The sequence below is a fragment of the Martelella radicis genome (assembly GCF_014196625.1).
In the GTDB taxonomy this organism is placed as follows: Bacteria; Pseudomonadota; Alphaproteobacteria; order Rhizobiales; family Rhizobiaceae; genus Martelella; species Martelella radicis.
This window is the reverse complement of the sequence record NZ_JACIDZ010000016.1, coordinates 1-24,451: the sequence shown is the minus strand read 5'-3', so window position 1 is coordinate 24,451 and position 24,451 is coordinate 1. Positions and strand designations below refer to the sequence as shown.

Here is a 24,451-nt window from a genome sequence, read left to right as displayed (position 1 = left end):
TCAGGTAATCACGGTCGGGGCATCGCGGCCGGTGCGTTCCTTGATGCCGGCGATATGCTCGGCATAGGCGATCAGCCCGGCAAGGGTCTTCTGCGTGTCTTCCTCGTGGCGGGCCGGGTCCGGCTCGAAATGCTCAAGGTAAACGCGCAGCGTCGCCCCCGACGTGCCGGTGCCGGAAAGGCGGAAGACCACGCGCGAACCGCTTTCAAACATGATGCGCACGCCCTGATTCCGGCTGACGGAGCCGTCGACCGGGTCGTGATAGGCAAAATCGTCGGCTTCCTTCACGGTCAGGTCGCCGAAGGAGGAACCCGGCAGGCTGGCAAGTTTTTCGCGCAGCGCATCCATCAGGGCATTCGCCGCATCGGTTTCGATGCCTTCATAGTCATGGCGGGAATAGTAGTTGCGGCCGTATTCCGCCCAGTGCTTCTTGACGATGTCGAAGGCGGTTTCGCCGCGCACGGCCAGAATGTTGAGCCACAGAAGAACGGCCCAGAGCCCGTCCTTCTCGCGCACATGGTTGGAGCCCGTGCCGAAACTCTCCTCGCCGCACAGCGTCGCCTTGCCGGCGTCGAGCAGGTTGCCGAAGAATTTCCAGCCCGTCGGCGTCTCGTACGCCTCGATGCCGAGCTTTTCGGCGACCCGGTCGGCGGCCTGGCTGGTTGGCATGGAACGGGCGATCCCGGCAAGGCCGGCCTTGTAGGCCGGCGCCAGATGGGCGTTCGCCGCAAGGATCGCCAGGCTGTCGGACGGCGTGATGAAGATGCCCTTGCCGACCACCATGTTGCGGTCGCCGTCGCCGTCGGAGGCCGCGCCGAAATCGGGACCGTCGGCGCTCATCACCTCGTCATACAGAGCCTTGGCATGCACAAGGTTCGGGTCCGGATGATGGCCGCCGAAATCCTCGAGCGGAACGAAATTGCGCACCGAGCCTTCGGGCGCTCCGAGCCTGTTCTCGATGATTTCCTTGGCGTAAGGTCCGGTCACCGCGCTCATCGCGTCGAAGGCGATGCGGAAGCCGCCGGCAATCGAGGAGCGGATCGCCTCGAAATCGAACAGTTCCTCCATCAGCGCGGCATAGTCGGCGACCGGATCGAAGACTTCCACGTCCATGTCGTCGACCTTGTAGGCGCCGATCTCGTCGAGCGGCACGTCGTCGGCCTCTGAAATGCGGTAGCGGTCGATCAGCTTGGTGCGCTCGTAGATCGCGTCGGTGATGCGTTCGGGGGCGGGGCCGCCATTGGCGGTGTTGTACTTGATGCCGAAATCCTCGTTCGGGCCGCCCGGATTGTGGCTGGCCGAAAGGATGATGCCGCCGAAGGCCTGGTATTTGCGGATCATGTTGGAGGCGGCCGGCGTCGACAGGATGCCGCCCTGGCCGACCATGACCTTGCCGAAACCGTTGGCAGCCGCCATCTTGATCGCGGTCTGGATCACCTCGCGGTTGAGATAGCGCCCGTCGCCGCCGATCACCAGCGTCTTGCCCTGATAGTCCTCGAGGCTGTCGAACACCGACTGGATGAAGTTTTCGGCATAATGCGGCTGGGCGAAAACCGGCACTTTCTTGCGGAGGCCCGATGTGCCGGGCTTCTGTCCGTCGAAGGGTTTGGTGGCAATGGTCTTGGTCATGATTTTGGAACCGTCATACGAAAAGGCTTGAATAAAGGTCGGCGTAAATTTTGGCGCTGGATTTCCAGGACACATCGCTTTTCATGCCCTGTTTTTGCATGTGCATCCAGGATTTCTTGTCATTGAAGAGATTGACCGCGCGGCGTAGCGCGTGGACGAGCGACCAGGTCTCTACCGGCGAGAACTGGATTCCCGTCGCCGCCTTCATGTCAAGCGCGGCCGGATTGGCATCGATGATCGTGTCGGCCAGACCGCCGGTGCGGGCGACAACCGGAACGCAGCCATAGCGCAGGCCGTAAAGCTGGGTCAGGCCGCACGGCTCGAAGCGCGAGGGGATGACGATCGCGTCGGCGCCGGCCTGCTGGATATGCGACAGCGTCTCATCATAGCCGATAATGGTGCCGACGCGCCCGGGGTAGAGCCGCACGGCATTGCGGAAGGCTTCCTCCAGATAATGATCGCCGGTGCCGAGCACGGCGAGCTTGCCGCCCATGGCGACAAGCGGCCCTATGGCTTCGGCGAGGAGGTCCATGCCCTTCTGCCAGGTGAGGCGAGAGACGACGCAAAAGATCGGAGAATGATCGTCATCGAGGCCGAAACGCTCGCTTAAGACCTGCCGGTTCGGCTCGCGCAGGCGCAACCGGCTCGGGGTGTAGCGGCTGGCGAGTGACTGATCCGTGGTCGGGTTCCAGACATCGGTGTCGATGCCGTTGACGATGCCGTGCACCGTGTGGGCGCGCGCGGCGATCAGCCCCTCGAGACCCATGCCGTATTGTGGCGTCTGGATCTCGCGCGCATAGGTAGGGCTGACGGTGGTGACGGCCCAGGCCGTTTGCAACCCGCCCTTCAGGAAGCCGACATTGCCGAAATACTCGACGCCGTCGACGGCCATGGCATGGGCCGGCAGGCCGAGCCAGGGGAAGATGTCGGGGCCGAACGTGCCCTGGAAGGCGATATTGTGGATGGTGAGGATCGATGGTTTTTCCGGCACGTCGGAAAAGCGCATGTAGACCGGCGTCATCGCCGCCTGCCAGTCATGGCAGTGGACGATGTCCGGTTCCCAGTCCGGCAGCACGCCGGCGGCCACTTCCGCCGCTGCCTTCGACAGCGCGCCGAAACGGCGCCAGTTGTCGGAATAGCCTTCCCCGGTTGCCGAATTATAGGGATTGCCGAACCGGCCGAAAAGCGCCGGGATATCGAGCACGAGAAGGTCCAGTCCCTCGTATTTCGCCGCGTAGAGCGTTGCCCGCTCGCCGAAAAGCTCCGCGAAGGTGTGAACCTTCTCGGCATGCCCGTCGACCGCCTTCATGATTGCCGGGTAGCCAGGAACGATGGTGCGGGTTTCGATGCCGAGGCCGGCAAGGGCAAGCGGCAGCGCGCCGGCCACATCGGCGAGACCACCCGTCTTGATCAGCGGGTAGATTTCCGACGTAACGGAGAGGACCTTCATGTCTCAGTTATCCAATCTGTCGATCATCGACTGTGTAATCAGGCAAATGCCGTTTTCCGAGCGGCGGAAACGGCGGGCGTCCACGTCCGGGTCCTCGCCGACGACGAGGCCTTCCGGAATATGGACGCCATGATCGATGACCACATTCTTCAGCCGCGCGTGCCGCCCGATATGGACATGGGGGAGAATGACGGCGCCTTCGAGGCGGGAATAGGAATTGGCCCTGACGCCGGTAAACAGCAGGCTCTTGTAGAGCTGCGAACCGGAGATGATGCAGTCGCCCGAAACCACCGAGGAGATGGCCGAGCCGCGACGGTTCTCGTCGTCATGGACGAATTTCGCCGGCGGCGTGACCTCCGAATAGGACCAGACCGGCCAGGACTTGTCGTAGATGTCGAGTTCCGGGACAACGGCGGTGAGGTCGATATTGGCCTGCCAATAGGCGTCGATCGTGCCGACGTCGCGCCAGTAGGCCTCCTTCTCGAAGCTCGAGCGCACGCAGCTTTGCGAGAAGCGATGCGCCATCGCCTTGCCGTTCTTGACGATGTAGGGGACGATATCCTTGCCGAAATCGCGGCTTGAGGTCGGATCGGCTGCATCGCGATAGAGGCATTCGAACAGGAATTTCGTGTTGAAGACGTAGATGCCCATGGAGGCGAGCGACATCTTCTCATTACCCGGAATGCCTGGCGGCTTGGCCGGCTTTTCAACGAAGTCGACGATCCGGTCGGTGGCGTCCACATGCATGACGCCGAAGCCCTTGGCGTCTTCCACCGGCACTTCGAGGCAGCCGATGGTGATGTCGGCGCCCTCGTTAACGTGCTGCTGGAGCATCGCCTCATAGTCCATCTTGTAGATGTGGTCGCCGGCCAGGATGATCATGTATTCCGGGCCGTAGGAATCGATGATGTCGATATTCTGGTAGACCGCGTCGGCCGTGCCTTCATACCACTGCGTCTCCGAAACGCGCTGGGAGGCGGGGAGCACGTCGAAACTCTCGTTTCGTTCCGGCCGGAAGAAGTTCCAGCCCTGATGAAGGTGGCGGATCAGCGAGTGCGCCTTGTACTGCGTGGCGACGCCGATACGCCGGATGCCGGAATTGAGCGCATTCGACAGCGCGAAGTCGATGATGCGGGTCTTGCCGCCGAAATAGACCGCGGGCTTTGCACGCGTGTCGGTCAGTTCCTTCAATCGGCTGCCGCGACCGCCGGCCAGAACATAGGCCATGGCGTCACGTGCCAGGGGGTATCCAGTGCGCGTATTCATCCTTCCCTCCCTCTCAGTCTTCCGGTTCCAGCATGATGGTTGCAAGCGGCGGCAAGAGCAGCGTGGCGGAAATGCCGCCATGGCCATGGACATCGGCGCGCACGCGCCCGCCATTGCCCTTGCCGCTGCCGCCGTAGATTTCGGCATCGGTGTTCAGGATTTCCCGCCAGACGCCGGCCTTCGGCAGCGGGACGTGATAGTCCTCACGCGGAACGGGCGTGAAATTGCAGATCACGATGATCGGCTTCTCGCCCGGCGCCTTGCGCTGCCAGGCAAAGACGGAATTGTCGTCATCATCGACGATCGCCCATTCAAAGCCCTCCGGCTCGCAGTCGCGCGCATGCAGCGCCTTCTTGGAGCGGTAGGTGAAGTTGAGGTCGCGCACCAGGCGGCGCATGCCCTCATGGGTCGGATAGTCGAGCAGGTTCCAGTCAAGCCCGCGTGCCTCGCTCCATTCGCTCCACTGGGCAAATTCCTGGCCCATGAACAGAAGCTTCTTGCCGGGGTAACCCCACATGAAGGCGTAGTAGGCCCTGAGATTGGCGAACTTCTGCCAATCGTCGCCGGCCATCTTGGCGATCAGCGACCCCTTGCCGTGTACGACCTCGTCGTGGGAAAGCGGCAGGACATAGTTCTCGGCGAAGGCATAGAGCAAGCCGAAGGTGATCTCCTGGTGGTGATGCTTGCGGTAGATCGGCTCGCGCGCGAGATAGCTCAGCGTGTCGTGCATGAAGCCCATGTTCCACTTGAAGCCGAAGCCAAGGCCGCCCTCGTGCACCGGCTGCGAGACCTTCGGCCAGGCGGTCGATTCCTCGGCGATGGTCATCATCTCGGGATGATTGCCGTAGACGGCCTTGTTGGTCTCCTGGATGAAGCGGACGGCGCCGAGATTCTCATTGCCGCCATATTCGTTCGGCACCCATTCGCCGTGCTTGCGCGAGTAATCGAGATAGAGCATCGAGGCCACGGCATCGACGCGCAGACCGTCGACGTGGAATTTTTCGCCCCAATAGAGCGCGTTGTTCAACAGGAAGGACGCGACCTCCGTGCGGCCGAAATTGTAGATCGCCGTGTTCCAGTCGGGATGAAAGCCCTGGCGCGGATCGGCATGCTCGTAAAGCGAGGTGCCGTCGAACTGCCGGAGGCCATGCTCGTCGGTCGGGAAATGGGCGGGCACCCAGTCGAGAATGACGCCGATGCCGACCTTGTGACAGCCATTGACGAAACGAGCGAAGCCTTCGGGCTCGCCGAAGCGGGCCGTCGGCGCATAAAGCCCGGTCGTCTGGTAGCCCCAGGATGGGTCGTAGGGGTATTCGGAAACCGGCAGGAACTCGATATGGGTGAAGCCCATGTCCGAACAATAGGGGATCAGCCGGTCGGCGAGTTCATCCCAGGAGAGGAAGGAGCCGTCGTCATGGCGCTGCCAGGAGCCGGCATGGACCTCGTAGATCGTCACCGGTTCACGCCGCCGGTCAACGCTTGCCCAATGTTCGCGGTGGGCCTCGTCGTCCCATTCCTGTTCCAGGTCGGCGGCCGTCAGAGATGCGGTCTGCGGCCTCAGTTCGCTGCGGCGGGCGAAGGGATCGGCCTTCAGCGGCAACAGCTTGCCCTCGGCGCCGATGATCTCGAACTTGTAGGGTTGCCCGGGCTCGACATCGGGCGCGAAGATTTCCCAGACGCCGGAATCGCGGCGGAACCGCATCATGTGACGGCGGCCGTCCCAGCCGTTGAAGGCGCCGACGACCGAGACGCGGCGGGCGTTCGGCGCCCAGACGGCAAAGTGGAAGCCCTCGACGCCCTGATGGTTCATCTGGTGGGCGCCGAGCTTGTCGAACAGCCTCAGATGCGAGCCTTCGCGGACATAATAATCGTCCATCGGTCCGAGGACTGGCCAGAAACTGTAGGGATCGGTGACCGTCCACTCAGCCCCGCCGCGCGTGGCGTGGTAGCGGATCGGCACAAAACCGGAGATATCGACCGGGCCGGCGAAGAAGCCGGCTTCATCAAGACATTTCAGCTTGCCGAGGGACTTGCCGTCGAGGTCGCAGGCCTCGACGGTTTCCGCCCCGGGCAAAAAACACCGCGCGACGTGACTGCCGTTGATATCGTGAATGCCGAGCACGGAAAAGGCGTCGCCGTGCGTGGCATTCAGGATAGCGTTGATTTCCTCCCGCGACGGGGCATCGCCCCGCGCCTGTTCCGGACCGTCTGATTCCGGCTTTTTCATAAAGCACTCCAGATGTCGTGTGCATACTCCCTGATCGTCCTGTCGGACGAAAACCATCCCATACGGGCAGTATTCCTTATCGCCTTAACGTTCCACGCGGTCTGATCGTTCCAGATCGCGTCGACTTCGCGCTGGGCGGCGGCATAGGCGTCGAAATCGGCGGCCACCATGAACCAGTCATGATCGTAGAGCCCCCCGATGAGATCGACATAGCGTCCCGGATCATCATGCGAAAACACGCCTGACGAAATGGCCGACAGAGCCTGCGAAAGCTCCTTGGAGCCTTCGATGATCTCGCGGGGATTGTGACCTTTTGCGCGCGCCTGTTCAACCTCTTCGGCCGTCAGACCGAAAATCACCATGTTCTCAGCGCCGACCCAGTCGCGCATCTCGACATTGGCGCCGTCGAGCGTGCCGATGGTGAGCGCGCCGTTGATCGCGAATTTCATGTTGCCGGTACCGGACGCCTCCATGCCGGCTGTCGAGATCTGCTCGGAAAGGTCGGCAGCCGGGATCATCACTTCGGCGGTGGAGACATTGTAGTTCGGAATGAAGACGATCTTCAGAAGGCCGCGCACCGCCGGGTCATTGTTAATGACGCGGGCGACGTCGTTGGCGAGCTTGATGATCAGCTTGGCGTTGTGGTAGCTCGGCGCGGCCTTGCCCGCGAACAGCTTGACGCGCGGCACCCAGTCCATCTCCGGATGCGAGCGGATCTGGTCGTAGAGCGCCACCGCCTCGATGATGTTGAGAAGCTGGCGCTTGTATTCATGGATGCGCTTGATCTGGATGTCGAACATGGCCGAAGGGTCAATCCGGGTCCCCATCCGCTCGCCGATGAGATTGGCGAGGCGCACCTTGTTCTCGCGTTTGACGGCCAGAAATTTCTCCTGGAAGGCGGAATCTTCCGCAAGGCCGTTGAGCGCCTGCAATTCCTCGGCATCGTCCAGAAAGGCGTCGCCGATCGCCTCGCGGATCAGGCTGGTGAGGCCCGGATTGCACTCCTTCAGCCAGCGGCGCGGGGTGATGCCGTTGGTCTTGTTGTTGATGCGGTCGGGATGAAGACGGTGGAGATTGTAGAACACCGTCTCCTTCATCAATTCGGTATGGAGCGCGGAGACGCCGTTGATCGAATGCGAGCCGAGGAAGGCGATATTGCCCATGCGCACGCGCCGCTCGCCGCCCTCGTCGATCAGCGAGATCTGGCGGATGGCGTCATCGGTTGCATTCGCCTCCTTGCGGGCCTTCAGTAGGATCTTGGCGTTGATCGCATAGATGAGCTGCATGTGGCGCGGGAAGAGCCGCTCGAACAGCGGCACGGGCCATGTTTCCAGCGCTTCCGGCAGGAGCGTGTGGTTGGTATAGGCGAAGGTTCCGACGGTCAGCTCCCAGGCGTCATCGAATTCGACATCGTAGATATCGACCAGGAGACGCATCATTTCGACGATGGCGATCGCGGGATGCGTGTCGTTGAGATGGATGGCGGCCTTTTCCGGCAGAAGCTTGATGTCACCGAACTGCTGCATGTGCCGGTTCAAGATGTCCTGCAGCGAGGCGGAGGAGAAGAAATATTCCTGCCTCAGGCGCAGTTCCTGTCCCGCCGGATTGGCATCGGCCGGGTAGAGAACCCGCGTCAGGGTTTCGGCCTTGGTGCTTTCCTGCAGGGCGCCGATATGGTCGCCGGCATTGAACTTGTCGAGCAGGATCGGGTCGATCGGCTCGGCCGACCAGAGGCGGAGCGTATTCACGCGCTTGGCGCGCCAGCCGACGACCGGGGTGTCGTAGGCCTCGGCGATCATGCGTTCGGCCGGTTTCCACACATAGCGTGGCTCCTTGCCGGCTTCCTCGATGATGTCGACCTTGCCGCCGAAATTGATTTCATGCGTGCTCTCGCGGCGATGGAATTCCCACGGGTTGCCGTGGGCAAGCCAGTTCTCCGGCAACTCCACCTGCCAGCCATCGGCGATCTCCTGCCGGAAAAGCCCGTTAACATAGCGAATGCCGTAGCCATAGGCGGGCACATCCACTGTTGCCATGGAATCCATGAAGCAGGCGGCAAGCCGGCCGAGACCGCCATTGCCGAGCGCCGCGTCCGGCTCGAGCCCGGCCAGTTCGGCGAGGCTGACATCGAATTTGGCCAGCGCCTGATTGATCGCCTCGACCATTTCGAGATTGGAAATGGCATCGCGCAGAAGCCGGCCGATCAGGAATTCCAGAGAGAGGTAATAGACCCGCTTCGAGCCCGCCTCGTAGGTCTTGCGGGTCGATTCCATCCACTTGTCGGTGATCCTGTCGCGAACCGCCAGGATGACGGCGCGCAGCCAGTCATGCTGCTGGGCAACGATCGTATCCTTTCCGACCTGGTATGTCAGCTTTTCCAGAATGTCGGCGGCCAATCCGTCAACATCGTTGGGGCGGGGCGTCGGCAGAGGCAGGTCGGGGTTGGTCAATTTGCTCATTGGCTTTTTCCGTCAAACAATGGCTGGAATTTTCGAAATATGCGGCGCCGTAAAAAACAGTCTCCCCGCTCTGGAGGACCGGTATGCTCTTATCCTTGCGTCCAATTTATGCACTGATATGACGCACTTGCAACAAACCGATGAGTTGGCGTCGGAAATTATCGCCATGCCAGACAATCCCGGCGAATTAAGCGTCGACATAAGGCGGTTTGATGACATCACCGAGACGCGAGGGGCCGGGTACCAATGGGCACGGCATGGCACGTCCGCCAGCGGAAGGGCAAGGCTGCACGCAGGAGGGATCGAAATGTCCGCGTTTCCAGCGGACGGGGAGCGGTCATGCAATTATTGCGCGGTCTGCGGCTGCTGAACCGGGATCACGTCCACGGCCTGCGTCGCCTGATGCTCGCCATAGGTCTTCATCATGCCGAGAACCGGCGCAACGTCGCCATAGTCGCGGCCATAGCCGACGACGATGTGGTCGGCGCCGGCCTCCATGTTGTTGGTCGGGTCGAACTCGACCCAGCCGGTGGCGTTGCCGCACCATACCCGTACCCAGGCATGCATGGCGTCCGCGCCTTCAAGGCGCGGTTTTCCCGGAGGCGGAATGGTGCGCAGATAGCCGCTGACATAGCCGGCCGGAATGCCGATCATCCTGAGCGCCGAGATCATCACGTGGGAGAAATCCTGGCACACGCCCCGGCGCAGCGCGAAGGCTTCCGCCGGCGTGCTGTCGACGGTCGTTGCCTCGCCGTCATAGGCGAAATCCTCGAACACCCGCGCGCAGATCGTCCTGGCGATGGCGTAGACGCTGCTATCGGCGGCCGCGAGGCTGCGCCCATAGGCGCCGATCTTCCGGTCGAGCGGAATGCGCGGGCTTGGGCCGATGAAATGATGCGGCGAGTCCCGGCCGAGATCGAGCACGCGGTCATATTCGCCCTTCAGTTCGGCAAGCGTCGTGGCGAATTCCAGCATGGTGCGCGGCGCATCGATGCTGACCCGGGCCTTCATCATGATGGCAAAGCGCTGATGCGGCTGGTTGACCAGCGTCGCGATCGCCGGATGGCCGAAGAAATCGATGAAACCGCGCTCCTCGTCGGGCTCGGGGTCGAACTTCACATGGCCGGCGATCAGCCGCTGGCGTCCGGCAATCGAGAGCGGCATCACGCGGGTGATGTGGCGGGCGAGCGAGGCCGGCGTGTCGTAGCGGTATTCCATCTTGAGGGAGAGGTCGTAAAGCATCGTCGCTCACAGATAGTTTCGGGCCAGACAGTCGGAAAGCGCCTCGAAATCGCGCTCCAGAGTCAGGTAGTAATCGGTCGACACCGTGTCGGCGGTCATCACCGCGAGGCCGGACTGCACCCGCATGGTCTCGCGGTGGAGCGGCGACATCTGCGTCGGGTAACCGTGGTCCGGCAGCTTCTCCACTTCGGCAAGGATCTGGTTCAGCTGGAACAGCACCGATCGCGGGTTGAGCGGGTCGAGCGCCAGAAGGTCCGTGATGGTCAGGTGATCGGTATAGACGTTGTAATGGCGCCGGTGGGTCATCACGTTGTCGCTGATCTCGAGCAGCATATCGAGCGCGCCGTCGGGCGCGTCCTCGCCGGAAAGCTCGCCCAGAAGTCGGGTCATGTGCAGGCCGCGCTCCAGATAACGGCCGATCGAGAGAAAACGCCAGCCGGTGGAACGGTACATGTTTTCGTGTACCAGACCGGCAAAGCCCGCCAGCTTGCGCAACAGCACGGTCACGGCATGGGCAGCATCATCGCCGGGCTTGACCCTGTCGACGAAGCGACGCGTGGTCTTCGACAGGTCGTTCAGCGCCAGCCAGCCATCGGGTGAGAAGCGGTCGCGGATATTGCCGGCGGAATAGACGGCGCTGTCGATGTCGCGCAGCAGGCTCGGCGGCAGGGCGGCCTCGGAAAGGTCGAGGCCGATCTGGTCGAGATAGGCTTCCACCCGCGTCAGAAGCGCCTGACCGCGATCATCGACCTCGGCAAAACGTCCGTGCCAGGCGCGCAGGATACGCAGATTGCCTTCCGCGCGCTCGATATAGCGGCCGAGCCAGAACAGGTTGTCGGCGGCGCGGCTTGGAAGGTTTGCCGGCTTGTTGCGCGGGATGCGGCTTTCCTGGGTCAGAAGCGTCGGCCGCGCGACCGGCGTCTGGCTCACGACCCACACGTCCGCAGCCCTGCCGCCGGATTGCATGGCGATCGCGGCGACGTCATCGGAAGAGCCGATGCGGGCGAAGCCGCCGGGCATCAGCTTCCAGCCGTCGCGGGTGCGGGCGGCGAAGACGCGCAGGGAGAAGGGGTGCGGCGCCAGCTTGCCGTCGACGAAGGCCGGAGCGGTCGACAGTTTGACCGCTTCCTGGCCCACAAGCCAGGGGCCGCGCTTGTCGAGCCAGCGGGCAACCGAGCCGGGTTTGCGCGCGCGCAAACGCTCGCCGGTAAAGGATTGCCCGCTGTCATCAAAGAACGGCATGCGCGAATAGGCCGGGCCGATCAGCATCTGGTCGAGATTTTCGGCCACATGGCGACGCTCGTTTTCCTGGCCGCACCACCATGTGGCAACGGACGGGATCTTCAGCTCCTCGTTCAGGAGACGGCGCGACAGCGCCGGCAGGAAGGCGAGAAGCGCGCGGGTCTCGACCATGCCCGAGCCGAGCGCGTTGACCATGGTGAGATTGCCGGCCCTGATGGCGCTGACGAGGCCGGGCGTGCCGATGCGCGAATTCGGGTTGAGCTCAAGCGGATCGGTGAAGCCGGCGTCAAGACGGCGCCACAGCACGCTGACCGGCATCGGTCCCGCGACGGTCCTGACCATCACCCGGTCATTGACGACGATCAGGTCCTCGCCCTCCAGAAGCGAGATGCCGAGATAGCGGGCAATATAGGCGTGCTCGTAATAGGTCTCGTTGGCGGGCCCCGGCGTCAGCACGCCGATGCGGCCCTCATTGCCGGCCGGCTCGCCCTGAAGCGCATCGCGAAAGGCGCCGAAAAAGGAGGCGACGCGGCGGACATGCATGTCGCCGTAGATGCCGGAAAAGGCGCGCGAGGCGGCGACCCGGTTTTCCAGCGCGAAGCCGGCGCCGGAGGGCGCCTGGGCGCGATCGGCCAGCACCCACCACTTGCCGTCCGGCCCGCGCCCGACCTCGAAGGAGATAAAGTGCAGGTAATGGCCGCCGGGCGGATCGATGCCGACGAGCGGGCGCAGGAACTCGGTATTGGAGGCGACCAGAGCCGGCGGGATGAAGCCTTCGGAGACCAGACGGTTCTCGCCGTAGAAATCGGCCATCATCGCTTCCAGAAGATCGGCGCGCTGCTTCAGACCGTCGGCCAGCACCTGCCATTCGTCATCGTCGATGATCACCGGAATGTGGGAGAAGGGCCAGGCGCGGGTGTCGTCCTGGCCGTCATAGGCGCGGTAGAACACGCCGGCGTCGCGCAGATAGCGATCGGCGCGGGCAAAGCGCTCGGAAAGCTCGGACGCCGTCATGCCGGAAAGCGCGTTGACGAAGGGCTGCCAGACGGGGCGCACCTTTCCCTCGGCGTCGACCATTTCGTCTGGCACGCCGGGAAGGGGAACGTAGTCCCGGGCGTTCCAGGCGATGGCGGGTTCCGCCTCGTGGTCCTCGTCAGCCATATGCTTGTCGGCGGAAATCTCCGCCTTCGGTTCTGCCATCGCGAGCGCTTCCTGCCGCTCATTGTCGAAGACCCCGGCCGCTGATGCGGGGAGGGATCCCTTGTCCGCCACAAATCGAATCGGTCGGGACGGTCCGTGCCGCCCGTTTGCCGGCGTCGGAGCACCGGGCGAATGGACCCCGATGCTCCATCTGTCGTATCTGACGCAAACTCAGGTCATGGACCCGATTGCGAACGGCCTCAAAGCCCTGCCGGGCGCCTGAGATCCAGCGTCAGCGGGAACTCCGGCGACGGCGTTTCGCTGAACACCGAATAGCCGCCGGCAGTGTGCCCGGAGGCCTCGAAGCGCGCAAGCCGTCTGGCTTCCGCCTCGTTGCCGTTGACCGGGAAGGTCTCATAGTTCCGCCCGCCGGGATGCGCAACATGATAAATGCAACCACCGACCGATCGCGCCGACCATGTGTCGTAAATGTCGAAGGTGAGCGGCGTGTTGACCGGCAGGACCGGATGCAGGCCGGAGGCCGGCTGCCAGGCCTTGAAGCGCACGCCCGCCACCGAAACGCCGTTGGTTCCGGTCGGCTTCATCGGCATCTTGCGACCGTTGCAGGTGACGATGTAGCGCTCCGGCGCCTGGGTCTCGAGGCGCACCTGAAGCCGCTCGACGGAGGAATCGACATAGCGAACCGTGCCGCCGGGCGCGCCCTGTTCGCCCATGACGTTCCAGGGTTCGAGCGCCTGCCTCAGCTCCAGCTTGTTGCCCTCATATTCGACCTCGCCGAAGAAGGGGAAGCGGAACTGCAACTGCGCCTCGAACCATTCGGGGCGAAGCTCCAGCCCGTTATCCTTCAGGTCCTGGAGTACGTCCATGAAATCCTGCCAGATGTAATGCGGCAGCATGAAACGGTCGGCGAGCGCCGTGCCCCAGCGCACGAACTTGCCGTCGATCGGGTTCTTCCAGAAACGAGCGAGCAGCGCGCGCACCAGCAATTGCTGGGCAAGGTTCATTCGCGCATTCGGCGGCATTTCGAAGCCGCGGAACTCGACAAGGCCGAGGCGGCCGGTCGGCCCGTCCGGCGAGAACAGCTTGTCGATGCAGATCTCGGCGCGGTGCGTATTGCCGATGACGTCGATCAGCAGGTTGCGGAACAGCCGGTCGACCAGCCATGGCAGCGGCGGCATGAAGCCCGACTTCGGATGCGGGATCTGCGCCATCGCCGTTTCAAGCTCATAGAGCGCGTCGTGCCGGGCTTCGTCGATGCGCGGCGCCTGGCTCGTCGGTCCGATGAACAGGCTGGAGAACAGGTAGGAGAGCGAGGGATGGCGCTGCCAGTGCAGCACCACGCTCTTCAACAGGTCCGGGCGGCGCAGGAACGGGCTGTCGCCCGGATTGGCCCCGCCGACCACGACGTGGTTGCCGCCGCCGGTGCCGGTGTGGCGTCCGTCGATCATGAACTTGTCGGCGCCCAGCCGCGTCATCCGGGCCTCTTCGTAGAGCGCCGTCGTCGTCTCCACGCATTCCTTCCAGTTGGCGGCGGGGTGGACATTGACCTCGATGACACCGGGGTCGGGTGCGACGCGGATGACGTTGATGCGCTCGTCATGCGGCGGCGGATAGCCTTCGATATGGACGGGAAGGCCGAGCTTCTCGGCAGCGCGCTCGGCCGAGGCGATCAGGTCGAGATATTCCTCGAGTGTCACCGTCGGCGGCATGAAGATGCAGAGCCTGCCGTCGCGCGGCTCGATCGAGATCGCCGTGCGCACATGGCCGCCAATCGATGCGCCGGAGGCAGGAATGGCCGGCTGCGGGCTTTCCTCGAAGGGGGTGAAGCTCGCCTGCGGCAGCGGCCGACCCTCATCGCGCCTGTAATCGGGCAGGGGCTCGCGCCTGACGGAGGGGTCGAGTGGATTGATGAAGGGATATTGCGATTGCGGGATCCAGGCGAGCGAATCGAGCGGCAGGCGGAAACCGACCGGGCTGTCGCCGGGGATCAGGTAGATGCGCCCGCGCCGCGTGGTCCATTTTTCCGAAACCCAGGTGAGGCCAGAGGCGCGGCCCTGCCAGGCCTGCACCGGCAGCACATAGCCGGTCGGCCGCGTTAGCCCGCGTTCGAACACCTTGGTGATGCGGGCGCGGTCTTCCGGGTTCTTCAGCTTCGAGTTGGACGGGTCGACATTTTCCGGAAGATTGCCCTCGCGGATCAGCCATTCGGCCGGATCCTCGAAGGCGGGGGTGACAAGTTCGGGATCGACATCGAGCTCGTTGGCGATTGCCTGCAGCAGGCGGCCGGCATCATTCTCGTCGACCTTGATTTCACGCTTTTCCTCGGCGATCAGGTCCTGGTTGTTCCAGATCGGCACGCCGTCCTTGCGCCAGTAAAGCGAGAAGGTCCAGCGCGGCAGGCTTTCGCCCGGATACCATTTGCCCTGGCCGTAATGCAGGAAACCGCCGGGGGCGAAGCGCTGCCGCAATCGCCGGATCAGCTCGTCCGCGAGGCCGCGCTTGGTCGGGCCGACGGCGCCGGTGTTCCATTCATCAGCCTCGAAGTCGTCGATCGAGACGAAGGTCGGCTCGCCGCCCATGGTCAGCCGCATGTCGGTTTCCTCGAGCAACCGGTCGACCTTGTTGCCAAGCGCGTTGAGGGCCTCCCAGCTTTCGTCGGAAAACGGTTTGGTGATACGCGGATGCTCGGCGACGCGCTTGATCGTCATGTCGAAGTCGAAGCTGGTCTCCGCCTTGCCGAAATAGCCGCCGGTGATCGGCGCGGCATTGCGAAAATGGGGCGTCGCGGCCAGCGGGATATGGCTTTCGCCGGTCAGAAGCCCGGAGGTCGCATCAAGCCCGATCCAGCCAGCGCCGGGCAGGAAGACTTCCGCCCAGGCATGCAGGTCGGTGAAATCATGATCGGTGCCCGAAGGCCCGTCGAGCGCCTTCAGGTCCGGCTCGAGCTGGATCAGGTAGCCGGAGACGAAGCGGGCGGCGAGGCCCATATTGCGCAGGATCTGCACCAGAAGCCAGGCCGAGTCGCGGCACGAGCCGGAAGCGCGCTCCAGCGTTTCCTCCGGCGTCTGAACGCCGGGCTCCATGCGGATGATGTAATTGACCTCGTGCTGCAGGCGGGCATTGATGCCGACGATCATGTCGACCGTGCCCTGGCCGGGCGAAAGGTCGAGCTTCTTCATGAAGGCCTTCAGCCGCGGGCCCATGGGCTCCGGCTTGATATAGATCGACAGGTCCTCGCGGATCGCCTCGTCATATTCGAAGGGATATTTGGTCGCCTGTTCCTCGACGAAGAAGTCGAAGGGATTGTAGACGGTCATGTCGGCGACGAGATCGACCTCGATCTTGAACTCGGTGACCGGCTCGGGGAAAACGAAGCGGGCCTGGTAGTTGCCGTAGGGGTCCTGCTGAAGATTGACGAAGTGGTTCTCCGGCGTGACCTTCAGGGAATGCGAGATGACCTTGGTCTTGGAGTGGGCCGCCGGCTTCAGCCTGATGATCTGCGGTCCGAGATTGACGGGATTGTCGTATTTGTAGTGGGTAAGGTGATAAATCGCTGCTTTGATTGACATCTTTGTCCTTGCCGGCGGTAAAGGGACCTCCGGAAAGCGCCGGAAATACCCTTTGATGTTCCCCTGTTCTTATACAGGCGAGTTTGGGCAAAGCACGGCGATAAAGCAAGCGCGATTGCTCGCAGCGCGCGAGATTCCGAAGCCTGCGGCTGCTTGGGCTGTGGAAGCCGGCCGTCCCCCCGTCAGCCGGAGAGTTTGACGATCGCCACCTCGCCCTCGAGCGCCGTCTGATAGGCGGAAGCGTGGGGCTCCTCGTCCGGAATTTCGGTGATCATGCCGATCTGGTCGAGATCGGCTTCCGAATAGCCTTCATTGGCGAGCGCGTTCAGCGTGTTGCGCACGGCGGTGTCCTCGTCCGGGGCGGCGATGATCACATGCACTTCCGCCTCGCCGTTCCATTCGTGATAGACCTTGCCGGTGATGATGAAGACCATGCGCTCGCCGTCGCTGGTGTAGCCGGGAATAGCGATCATGTTTCTGCCTCTCGTTTCCGTTCGGCCCTTCTTTTCACAAGACGAGGGCAATTGAAAGTTGGCGATCCGGCAATTGGCGCGGGCCCGTCTTGAAATCGCCGCCCTTCGGGGGTAGTTGAAAGATCAACCGTGATCACAAGGGACGTGCCGCCAATGATTTCTCACCTGAAGACAGCAAACGCACTGGCTTTACGGGAGAACTCTTTTCATGCACGCCACCATCACGCTTTCCGGCCTGTCCTTTACAACCGCTGACGGCCATTCTCTTTTCAATAATATTGACGCTGCCTTCGGCCCGGGGCTGACCGGGCTTGTCGGGCGCAATGGCGCGGGCAAGACGACGCTGCTGAAACTGATCGCCGGTGAGATCGCGCCGTCATCCGGCACTGTCTCGGTTGCGGGCCGGCTTGCGCTCTTTGACCAGACGGTTCGCCCCAAGGCCGGAGAGACGCTTGCCGACTGTTTCGCGATCACGGCCATGCTTGAGATGATCAGGGAGGCCGGCGAGGGCAGGGCAAGCGTCGAGACCATGGGCCGCATCGACTGGCTTGCCGAGGAGAAGGCCGTCGCCGCCCTGTCCCGGTTCGCCATTGCCTATCCGCTGACGACCCCGCTTGTCAGCCTTTCCGGCGGCGAGCTGACGCGGGCGCGGCTGGCGGCGCTCATTTATGACGATCCGGACTTCATCTTGCTCGATGAACCGACGAACAATCTCGATGCGGCCGGGCGAAAGCTTCTCATGGGCTTTCTTGGCGGCTGGCGCGGCGGAGCGCTGGTCGTCAGTCATGACCGCGAATTGCTGGAAGAAATGACGGAGATCGCGGAGCTGACCAGCCTTGGCATTACGCGCTATGGCGGCAATTACAGCTTCTATGAACGGGAAAAGGCTGCCGAAATCGAAAACCGCGAACGAAGATTGAGCGAAGCGGAGCGAGAGGTGCGGCAGGCGTCCGCGGCGGCGCGCCAGCGCGCGGAACGCAAGGCCCGAACCGATGCCAAGGGGCGCAAGGCGCGCAAGCGCAACGACATGCCGAAAATGGTGCTCGACGGCATGAAGGCCCAGTCCGAGGCGACGGCAGCCCGACAGAACGCGCTCAAAGAGCGGCAGGCCGAAAAGGCGGCAGAGGCGCTCAGCGAGGCAAAGGCACGCCTTGAGGTGGTCGCGCCCTTTGCTGTCACCCTCCCGCCCTCGGGGCTTGCCGCCGGGCGGCGGGTGCTGAAGGCGGACCGCCTGGCCGGCGGCTATGATGCCGAAGCGCCGCTCTTCCGCGATTTTTCCTTCGAGATGACCGGGCCCGAGCGCGTGGCAATCGAAGGCGGCAACGGTGCCGGCAAGTCGACGCTGGTAAAGACGCTTGCAGGCGGGTTACGCCCGCTTGGCGGAGCGGCGGAGATCTGCGTGCCCTTTGCGCTCTTCGACCAGGCGGTCTCCATGCTCGAGCCCGCGGCGAGCGTGCGCGAGAATTTCAGGCGCCTCAACCCGCATGACGGCGAGAATGCCTGCCGGGCAGCGCTTGCGCGGTTCCGTTTCCGCGCCGACGAGGCTCTGAAACGGGTCGCCGAACTGAGCGGCGGGGAATTGCTGCGGGCGGGACTTGCCGTCGCCGTCGGCGGAACCCGGCCTGCGCAACTCCTGATCCTCGATGAGCCGACCAATCATCTCGACCTTGAAAGCCTCGCGACGCTGGAGGCGGGTCTCAACGCCTATGATGGCGCGCTCCTCGTTATCAGCCACGACCGCGTGTTTCTGGAAAGAATCGGGATTGCGACGCGGATCGCGCTTTCGGGCGATGGCGCGATCCGACGATAGACTATTGCGTGAGGCCAACCAGAAGCTCCGGACGCAGCTTCGACCAAGCCGGTCTATTCCGTCATTGATCCTGCGGCGGACTGCTGACGCCGTTCTTCCAGAAGTCCGTTGATCTCTGTGCCTAGCATGGTCCCGCTGAAATCGGAAATATGATCGGTATAGCCGTAGAGCGGCCGACCGTTCATAGCCATAGAGCACAGCCCGTTCTCCTGATCGCAAAGCAAGGGAATCGTATCAAACAATGTTACCTTGCCCGGGTGCCTCTCCGCGATTGTTGTCAGCAGCTTCCGGTACTGTGCTGACAGTTCCAGTTGTCGCTCCACAGAGATAGTGCAGGCGGAATTTCGGGTCTGGCCCAGCCACCGGTTGAGCATGTCGGAACCTGTAATCCTGACGATGCAATCCTCGGGCGGCGGTAGAGTAGGATTGTCGATCACAAGCATAACGTCCTTGCCCGCGGCAAGCAATGCGCTGACCGCGTCGTCGAACCCCTTCAAAGCGATATCGAAGTTGGGGCTGGAAGGCAGATCCTCGATGTCGGAATCATTTTTGAGGCTAAAGAGTGCGCGCGCTGCGGTTGCTATCACGACCGTGTCGATCGAGGGGAACGAGTTGATTGTGTTGATTGCTGAGCTTACGGCTGCCTGATTGACATATCCGTAGATGGGATTGTCAGATAACACCGTCACGAGCGGTCCAGACTTGCCCGATCCCAGATATAGCCAGCGCCCGCCCGGCTCTGACGTGCGAAAGATTCCCGGATAAAGGGCGCCTGCCTTGCTATCACCGAAGATGGCGAAACGAGGTTTTTCTCGGGTGTCGATCACGCAGTCGTAGAGTTTGTCTTCCTCGGGCGTCAGGAAGGTGCAAACTTCGGCGTTTCCGGGAAGGCCTCCGTCGAAACCTGCACTCAGGTCCGTATTGTTCTTGGCGACGGCCCTTTCCGGCAAGCCGTTGAACTGCATGATGCCCAGGCCTGCGATTGCAAGAGCTGCCATGCCGGTGACAAGCCATACATGCGCATTGCGCCCGAACGCTTTTTGCCGGAAGGGCCGCTCGATCACGTGATATGTGGCAATCGACAGCAGCAACGAGGCTATGAGCAAGAGCGAAGCGAGGGCCGGGCTCGGGACCGATTGTGTGTAGATCCTTGCGAACGAAAGCAGCAGCCAGTGCCAGAGATAAAGCGGGTAGCTGATCTTGCCGACATAAACCACCGGGCGCAATGACAGCACAGTCCTGTTCGGAAGGGCCAGGGAACCGGAGGCGATGATGAGGGCCGTTCCAAGCACCGGAAATAATGCCTGCCATCCGGGGAACCCTTCTTCGCGCACGAGAGCAATCGAAGCGCCGATCAGAAACAGGCCGGTCAGGCTCATTATTAATGTGGCGCGTTCAGACCGCTGAAATTTGAGAAAGGCCGGTGAACCTGTCCAGGTCGGCTGCGCCCAGGCGATAGCAATCGCCCCGCCAATCAGGAGTTCCCAAAACCGTGTAAGTGGCGAATAGAAGTCGGCGGTGTTGTTGGAGGTGCTTTGTGCGATGTTGAGGATAAAAGAACCGACAAGGATGAGCGCCGTGGCCCACAAGACGGACCGGCCTCGCCGAAACACCAACCAGAGCACGATGGGCCAGATAATATAGAACTGCTCTTCGACGCCCAGCGACCAGAGATGCAGCAGCGGCTTCGTCTCGGCTGCGTTGTCGAAGTAGCCGCTTTCGTTCCACAAAACTAGATTGACGCAGAAACTCGCGGCGGCAACGATATGTTTTCCGAGCTGCGCAAACTCGCTCGGCAAAAGCAGAAGCCATCCTAGGAGAATGGAAGCAAACAGAACGGTCAAAAGGGCAGGGAAGATTCGTCTGATTCTGCGAATATAGAAATTCTTGATAGAAAACCGGTCCGTTCGAAGCTCAGCGTGCAGGATTCCGGTAATCAGAAAGCCCGAAATGACAAAAAAGACATCGACCCCGACGAAACCTCCGGGAACGGCGCTGGGAAAGGCGTGAAAAAGCAAGACGGCGATGACGGCTATAGCGCGTATACCATCAATGTCGGCTCTGTATTTCGCGTTTGGATTCACGGATTGCCCAATCTCTGACTATATCAACGGGCGCCCGGAGCCGGTCTGTCGGTGAGGCAGTCCGGCTCCGGGCGAATATAAGGAAAGTTGCAGATTTCAGACGAATAACTCAGAAAGACTTGCCTGTTAGTTTAGCGATGCTTCTTCGTCAAGCTCGGGCGGGATTCGCGCGTTTTCGGGCACGATGCGAAAGCGAGTCTTCCCTTTTCTGGGCCTGAAACATTTTGTTGCGCCAGAGCGCCGATACTATGCCGAAAATTGCCGTTCGTCTGAAGCCGGTCGCGAAAGCGAAGCCTTTGGGTGCCACAGTGCAAGATTTTCGGCGCTTTCTCTTGACTGAGGTTATCTATTTGAGTATGTCGGCGCCAACAGAACCCATGTGAGGCATGGCCGTTCGGGAAGCCAAATGTCCCGGAGTTCACCTCAGACTAGGTTCTCATACAGCACGTTGAAGATCAAATGCTGCACGCATGACGCGGCAAGGCGCCTGTGTCCTCTGCTTTAAGGTCCATCTGCCGGGTAGGCGGGTCGGGCCGTGCTTGTGCGCATATAGACGCTGAAAGTGCTTCTGTTCGCCGGTGACGGCATTGAAATGCCCCAGAAGGGCGACGAGACACGAATTCTAAAGGGATGGGTACATGCCTACCGTAAACCAACTGATCCGCAAGCCGCGCCAGCCTCAGGTCAAGCGGAACAAGGTTCCCGCGCTGGAACAGAACCCGCAGAAGCGCGGCGTCTGCACGCGCGTCTACACCACGACGCCGAAGAAGCCGAACTCGGCTCTTCGTAAGGTTGCCAAGATCCGCCTGACCAATGGCTTCGAAGTCATCGGCTACATTCCGGGTGAAGGCCACAATCTGCAGGAACACTCTGTCGTCATGATTCGCGGCGGCCGCGTAAAGGACTTGCCGGGTGTGCGTTACCACATCATCCGCGGTGTTCTCGACACGCAGGGCGTCAAGAACCGTAAGCAGCGCCGTTCGAAGTACGGTGCGAAGCGTCCGAAGTAATTCGGTTTTCATTTTTCTGGCGCTGCGCGAGGTTCTCCGCGTCTTAAGCGCCGCAACTGTTGAGAGACAAAAGCATGTCACGACGCCACAGTGCAGAAAAGCGTGAGATCAACCCGGATCCCAAGTTTGGTGATCTGGTGATCAGCAAGTTCATGAATGCCATCATGCTGCATGGCAAGAAGTCGGTCGCCGAGACGATCGTCTACGGTGCGCTTGACGCCGTTGAAGGCAAGATGAAGCAGGACCCGATCGAGGCCTTTCATCAGGCACTCGAAAACGTTGCGCCGCACGTTGAGGTTCGTTCCCGCCGCGTTGGCGGTGCAACCTACCAGGTTCCGGTCGACGTCCGTCCCGAGCGCCGTCAGGCTCTCGCCATCCGCTGGCTGATCGCAGCTGCGCGCAAGCGCAATGAAACCACCATGATCGAGCGCCTCTCCGGCGAGCTCATGGATGCTGCGAACAACCGTGGCGCTGCCGTCAAGAAGCGTGAAGACACGCACAAGATGGCTGACGCCAACCGCGCATTCTCCCATTACCGCTGGTAATTCAGATACGAGGGAAGGCCTGATATCATGGCTCGCGAATACAAAATCGAAGATTACCGTAACTTCGGTATCATGGCGCATATCGACGCTGGCAAGACCACGACGACCGAGCGCATCCTCTTCTACACCGGCAAGTCGCACAAGATCGGTGAAGTTCACGACGGCGCAGCCACGATGGACTGGATGGAGCAGGAGCAGGAGCGTGGCATCACGATCACGTCCGCTGCCACCACCACCTTCTGGCAGGGCCGCGATGGCAAGAAGCGCCGCTTCAACATCATCGACACCCCCGGACACGTCGACTTCACCATCGAAGTCGAGCGTTCGCTGCGCGTGCTTGATGGCGCCGTTGCGCTTCTCGACGCCAATGCCGGCGTTGAGCCGCAGACGGAAACCGTCTGGCGTCAGGCTGACAAGTACAACGTTCCGCGCATGATCTTCTGCAACAAGATGGACAAGATCGGCGCCGACTTCTATCGCTCGGTCGAGATGGTCAAGTCCCGTCTCGGCGCGACCCCGGTTGTCATTCAGCTGCCGATCGGCGCTGAAAACGACTTTGCGGGCGTGATTGACCTGATCGAGATGAAGGCGCTCGTCTGGGACGGCGAGCATCTTGGTGCGCAGTGGGATATCACGGATATTCCGGCTGACATGAAGGACAAGGCCGAAGAATGGCGCGAAGCCATGATCGAAGCCATCGTCGAAATCGACGAAGAAGCCATGGAAGCCTATCTCGAAGGCGAGATGCCCGACAACGACAAGATCCGTCAGTTGATCCGCAAGGGCACGATCGGCGTTCAGTTCTTCCCGATGCTGTGCGGCTCGGCGTTCAAGAACAAGGGCGTTCAGCCGCTGCTCGACGCTGTTGTCGACTTCCTGCCGTCGCCGGTCGACATCGAATCCATCAAGGGTATCGACGTCAAGACCGAAGCCGACATCGCTCGTCACGCTGATGATGAAGAGCCGCTCTCCATGCTGGCCTTCAAGATCATGAACGACCCCTTCGTCGGTTCGCTGACCTTCTGCCGCGTCTACTCCGGTACCCTTGAAAAGGGTTCCTCGGTGATGAACACGGTCAAGGAAAAGCGCGAGCGCGTTGGCCGCATGCTGCAGATGCACTCGAACTCGCGTTCGGACATCGAAGTGGCTTACGCTGGTGACATCGTTGCCCTGGCCGGCCTGAAGGAAACCACCACCGGTGACACGCTCTGCGATCCGCTGAAGCCTGTTATCCTGGAACGGATGGAATTCCCCGAGCCGGTTATCCGGATCGCGATCGAGCCGAAGACCAAGGCCGACCAGGAGAAGATGGGTATCGCTCTGAACCGTCTCGCTGCCGAAGACCCGTCCTTCCGCGTTTTCTCCGATGAGGAAAGCGGCCAGACGATCATCGCCGGCATGGGTGAGCTTCACCTCGACATTCTCGTCGACCGCATGAAGCGTGAGTTCAAGGTCGAGGCCAATGTCGGTGCGCCGCAGGTTGCCTACCGCGAAACCATCACGCAGGCCCACGAAGAAGACTATACCCACAAGAAGCAGTCGGGTGGTTCGGGTCAGTTCGCCCGCGTCAAGATCATCTTCGAACCCAATCCGGATGGCGAGGATTTCGTTTTCGAATCCAAGATCGTCGGCGGTTCGGTTCCGAAGGAATACATCCCCGGTGTCCAGAAGGGTATCGAAAGCGTTCTGTCGTCGGGCCCGCTCGCCGGCTTCCCGATGCTCGGCATCAAGGCCACCCTCATTGACGGTGCCTACCATGATGTTGACTCGTCGGTTCTCGCCTTCGAAATCGCCTCGCGCGCCTGCTTCCGTGAAGCTGCCCGCAAGGCCGGTGCCCAGCTCCTCGAGCCGATCATGAGCGTCGAGGTCGTAACCCCGGAAGATTACGTTGGCGACGTCATCGGCGATCTGAACTCTCGTCGTGGCCAGATCCAGGGCCAGGAGCCGCGCGGCAACGCAACGGTCATCGAGGCCGAGGTTCCGCTGGCGAACATGTTCAAGTATGTCGACACGCTGCGCTCGATGTCTCAGGGCCGTGCACAGTACACGATGACCTTCGATCACAACGCGCCGGTCCCGTCGAACGTCGCGCAGGAAATTCAGGCGAAGTACTCCGGTTCTAAGTAACCGGGGTCGTCACCTCAACGAGTTAGCCCCTTCGCGGGGTCTGGAAAGAATAGGAGCCTAAAATGGCAAAGGCAAAGTTTGAGCGGAGCAAACCGCACGTCAACATCGGCACGATCGGTCACGTTGACCACGGCAAGACGACACTGACGGCTGCGAT

The 24,451-nt window shown here is 61.8% G+C and carries 15 protein-coding genes; 5 read left to right on the top strand and 10 right to left on the bottom strand.

Annotation, left to right across the window (positions count from 1 at the left end):
* From GGR30_RS19570 to GGR30_RS19530, 9 genes are all read right to left on the bottom strand, one after another.
* Nucleotides 1-1,629, bottom strand: a complete 1,629-nt coding sequence (locus GGR30_RS19570; RefSeq protein WP_183490093.1) for an alpha-D-glucose phosphate-specific phosphoglucomutase — start codon at nt 1,627-1,629, stop codon at nt 1-3.
* A gap of 13 nt (nt 1,630-1,642) precedes the next feature.
* Nucleotides 1,643-3,079: a glycogen synthase GlgA gene (glgA, locus tag GGR30_RS19565; RefSeq protein WP_183490090.1), complete on the bottom strand. Its 1,437-nt coding sequence runs from the start codon at nt 3,077-3,079 to the stop codon at nt 1,643-1,645.
* A 3-nt stretch (nt 3,080-3,082) separates the two neighbouring features.
* Nucleotides 3,083-4,345, bottom strand: a complete 1,263-nt coding sequence (gene glgC / locus GGR30_RS19560) for a glucose-1-phosphate adenylyltransferase (RefSeq protein ID WP_183490086.1) — start codon at nt 4,343-4,345, stop codon at nt 3,083-3,085.
* 13 nt (nt 4,346-4,358) lie between these two features.
* A complete protein-coding gene (gene glgB / locus GGR30_RS19555; RefSeq protein WP_183490083.1) occupies nt 4,359-6,572 on the bottom strand; it encodes a 1,4-alpha-glucan branching protein GlgB in 2,214 nt (737 codons plus the stop codon).
* Entirely contained in the window at nt 6,569-9,031 is a 2,463-nt protein-coding gene (locus GGR30_RS19550) for a glycogen/starch/alpha-glucan phosphorylase (protein WP_183490080.1), read from the bottom strand. The genes glgB and GGR30_RS19550 overlap by 4 nt, the downstream gene beginning before the upstream one ends.
* 345 nt (nt 9,032-9,376) lie before the next feature.
* On the bottom strand, nt 9,377-10,273 hold the full coding sequence (locus GGR30_RS19545) for a transglutaminase family protein (protein WP_183490077.1): 897 nt from the start codon (nt 10,271-10,273) through the stop codon (nt 9,377-9,379).
* A gap of 6 nt (nt 10,274-10,279) precedes the next feature.
* Entirely contained in the window at nt 10,280-12,676 is a 2,397-nt protein-coding gene (locus tag GGR30_RS19540; protein WP_246414053.1) for a circularly permuted type 2 ATP-grasp protein, read from the bottom strand.
* 239 nt (nt 12,677-12,915) lie between these two features.
* A complete protein-coding gene (locus GGR30_RS19535; RefSeq protein WP_183490071.1) occupies nt 12,916-16,245 on the bottom strand; it encodes a transglutaminase family protein in 3,330 nt (1,109 codons plus the stop codon).
* A gap of 182 nt (nt 16,246-16,427) precedes the next feature.
* The gene (locus GGR30_RS19530; protein WP_183490068.1) at nt 16,428-16,718 is read right to left on the bottom strand and encodes a transcriptional regulator; all 291 of its coding nucleotides are present in this window, start codon (nt 16,716-16,718) and stop codon (nt 16,428-16,430) included.
* Between the two features lie 208 nt (nt 16,719-16,926).
* Between GGR30_RS19530 and GGR30_RS19525 the strand changes: the two genes are divergently transcribed.
* Entirely contained in the window at nt 16,927-18,528 is a 1,602-nt protein-coding gene (locus GGR30_RS19525; RefSeq protein WP_183490065.1) for an ABC-F family ATP-binding cassette domain-containing protein, read from the top strand.
* 53 nt (nt 18,529-18,581) lie between these two features.
* On the opposite strand, the gene GGR30_RS23705 is transcribed toward GGR30_RS19525, so the two are convergent.
* Nucleotides 18,582-20,612, bottom strand: coding sequence for an acyltransferase family protein (locus tag GGR30_RS23705; RefSeq protein ID WP_183490062.1), 2,031 nt, complete (start codon nt 20,610-20,612; stop codon nt 18,582-18,584).
* Nucleotides 20,613-21,250: 638 nt separating this feature from the next.
* Here GGR30_RS23705 and rpsL point away from each other — a divergent pair.
* From rpsL to GGR30_RS19500, 4 genes are all read left to right on the top strand, one after another.
* Nucleotides 21,251-21,622 carry a 30S ribosomal protein S12 gene (gene rpsL, locus GGR30_RS19515; protein WP_018065617.1) on the top strand — a complete coding sequence of 124 codons (372 nt, stop codon included), beginning with the start codon at nt 21,251-21,253 and terminating at the stop codon, nt 21,620-21,622.
* 74 nt (nt 21,623-21,696) lie between these two features.
* Nucleotides 21,697-22,167: a 30S ribosomal protein S7 gene (rpsG, locus tag GGR30_RS19510; RefSeq protein WP_183490059.1), complete on the top strand. Its 471-nt coding sequence runs from the start codon at nt 21,697-21,699 to the stop codon at nt 22,165-22,167.
* Nucleotides 22,168-22,194: 27 nt separating this feature from the next.
* Nucleotides 22,195-24,294 carry an elongation factor G gene (fusA, locus tag GGR30_RS19505; RefSeq protein WP_183490055.1) on the top strand — a complete coding sequence of 700 codons (2,100 nt, stop codon included), beginning with the start codon at nt 22,195-22,197 and terminating at the stop codon, nt 24,292-24,294.
* A 62-nt stretch (nt 24,295-24,356) separates the two neighbouring features.
* On the top strand, nt 24,357-24,451 hold a 95-nt coding region (locus tag GGR30_RS19500; RefSeq protein WP_139788842.1), incomplete at its 3' end, for a GTP-binding protein.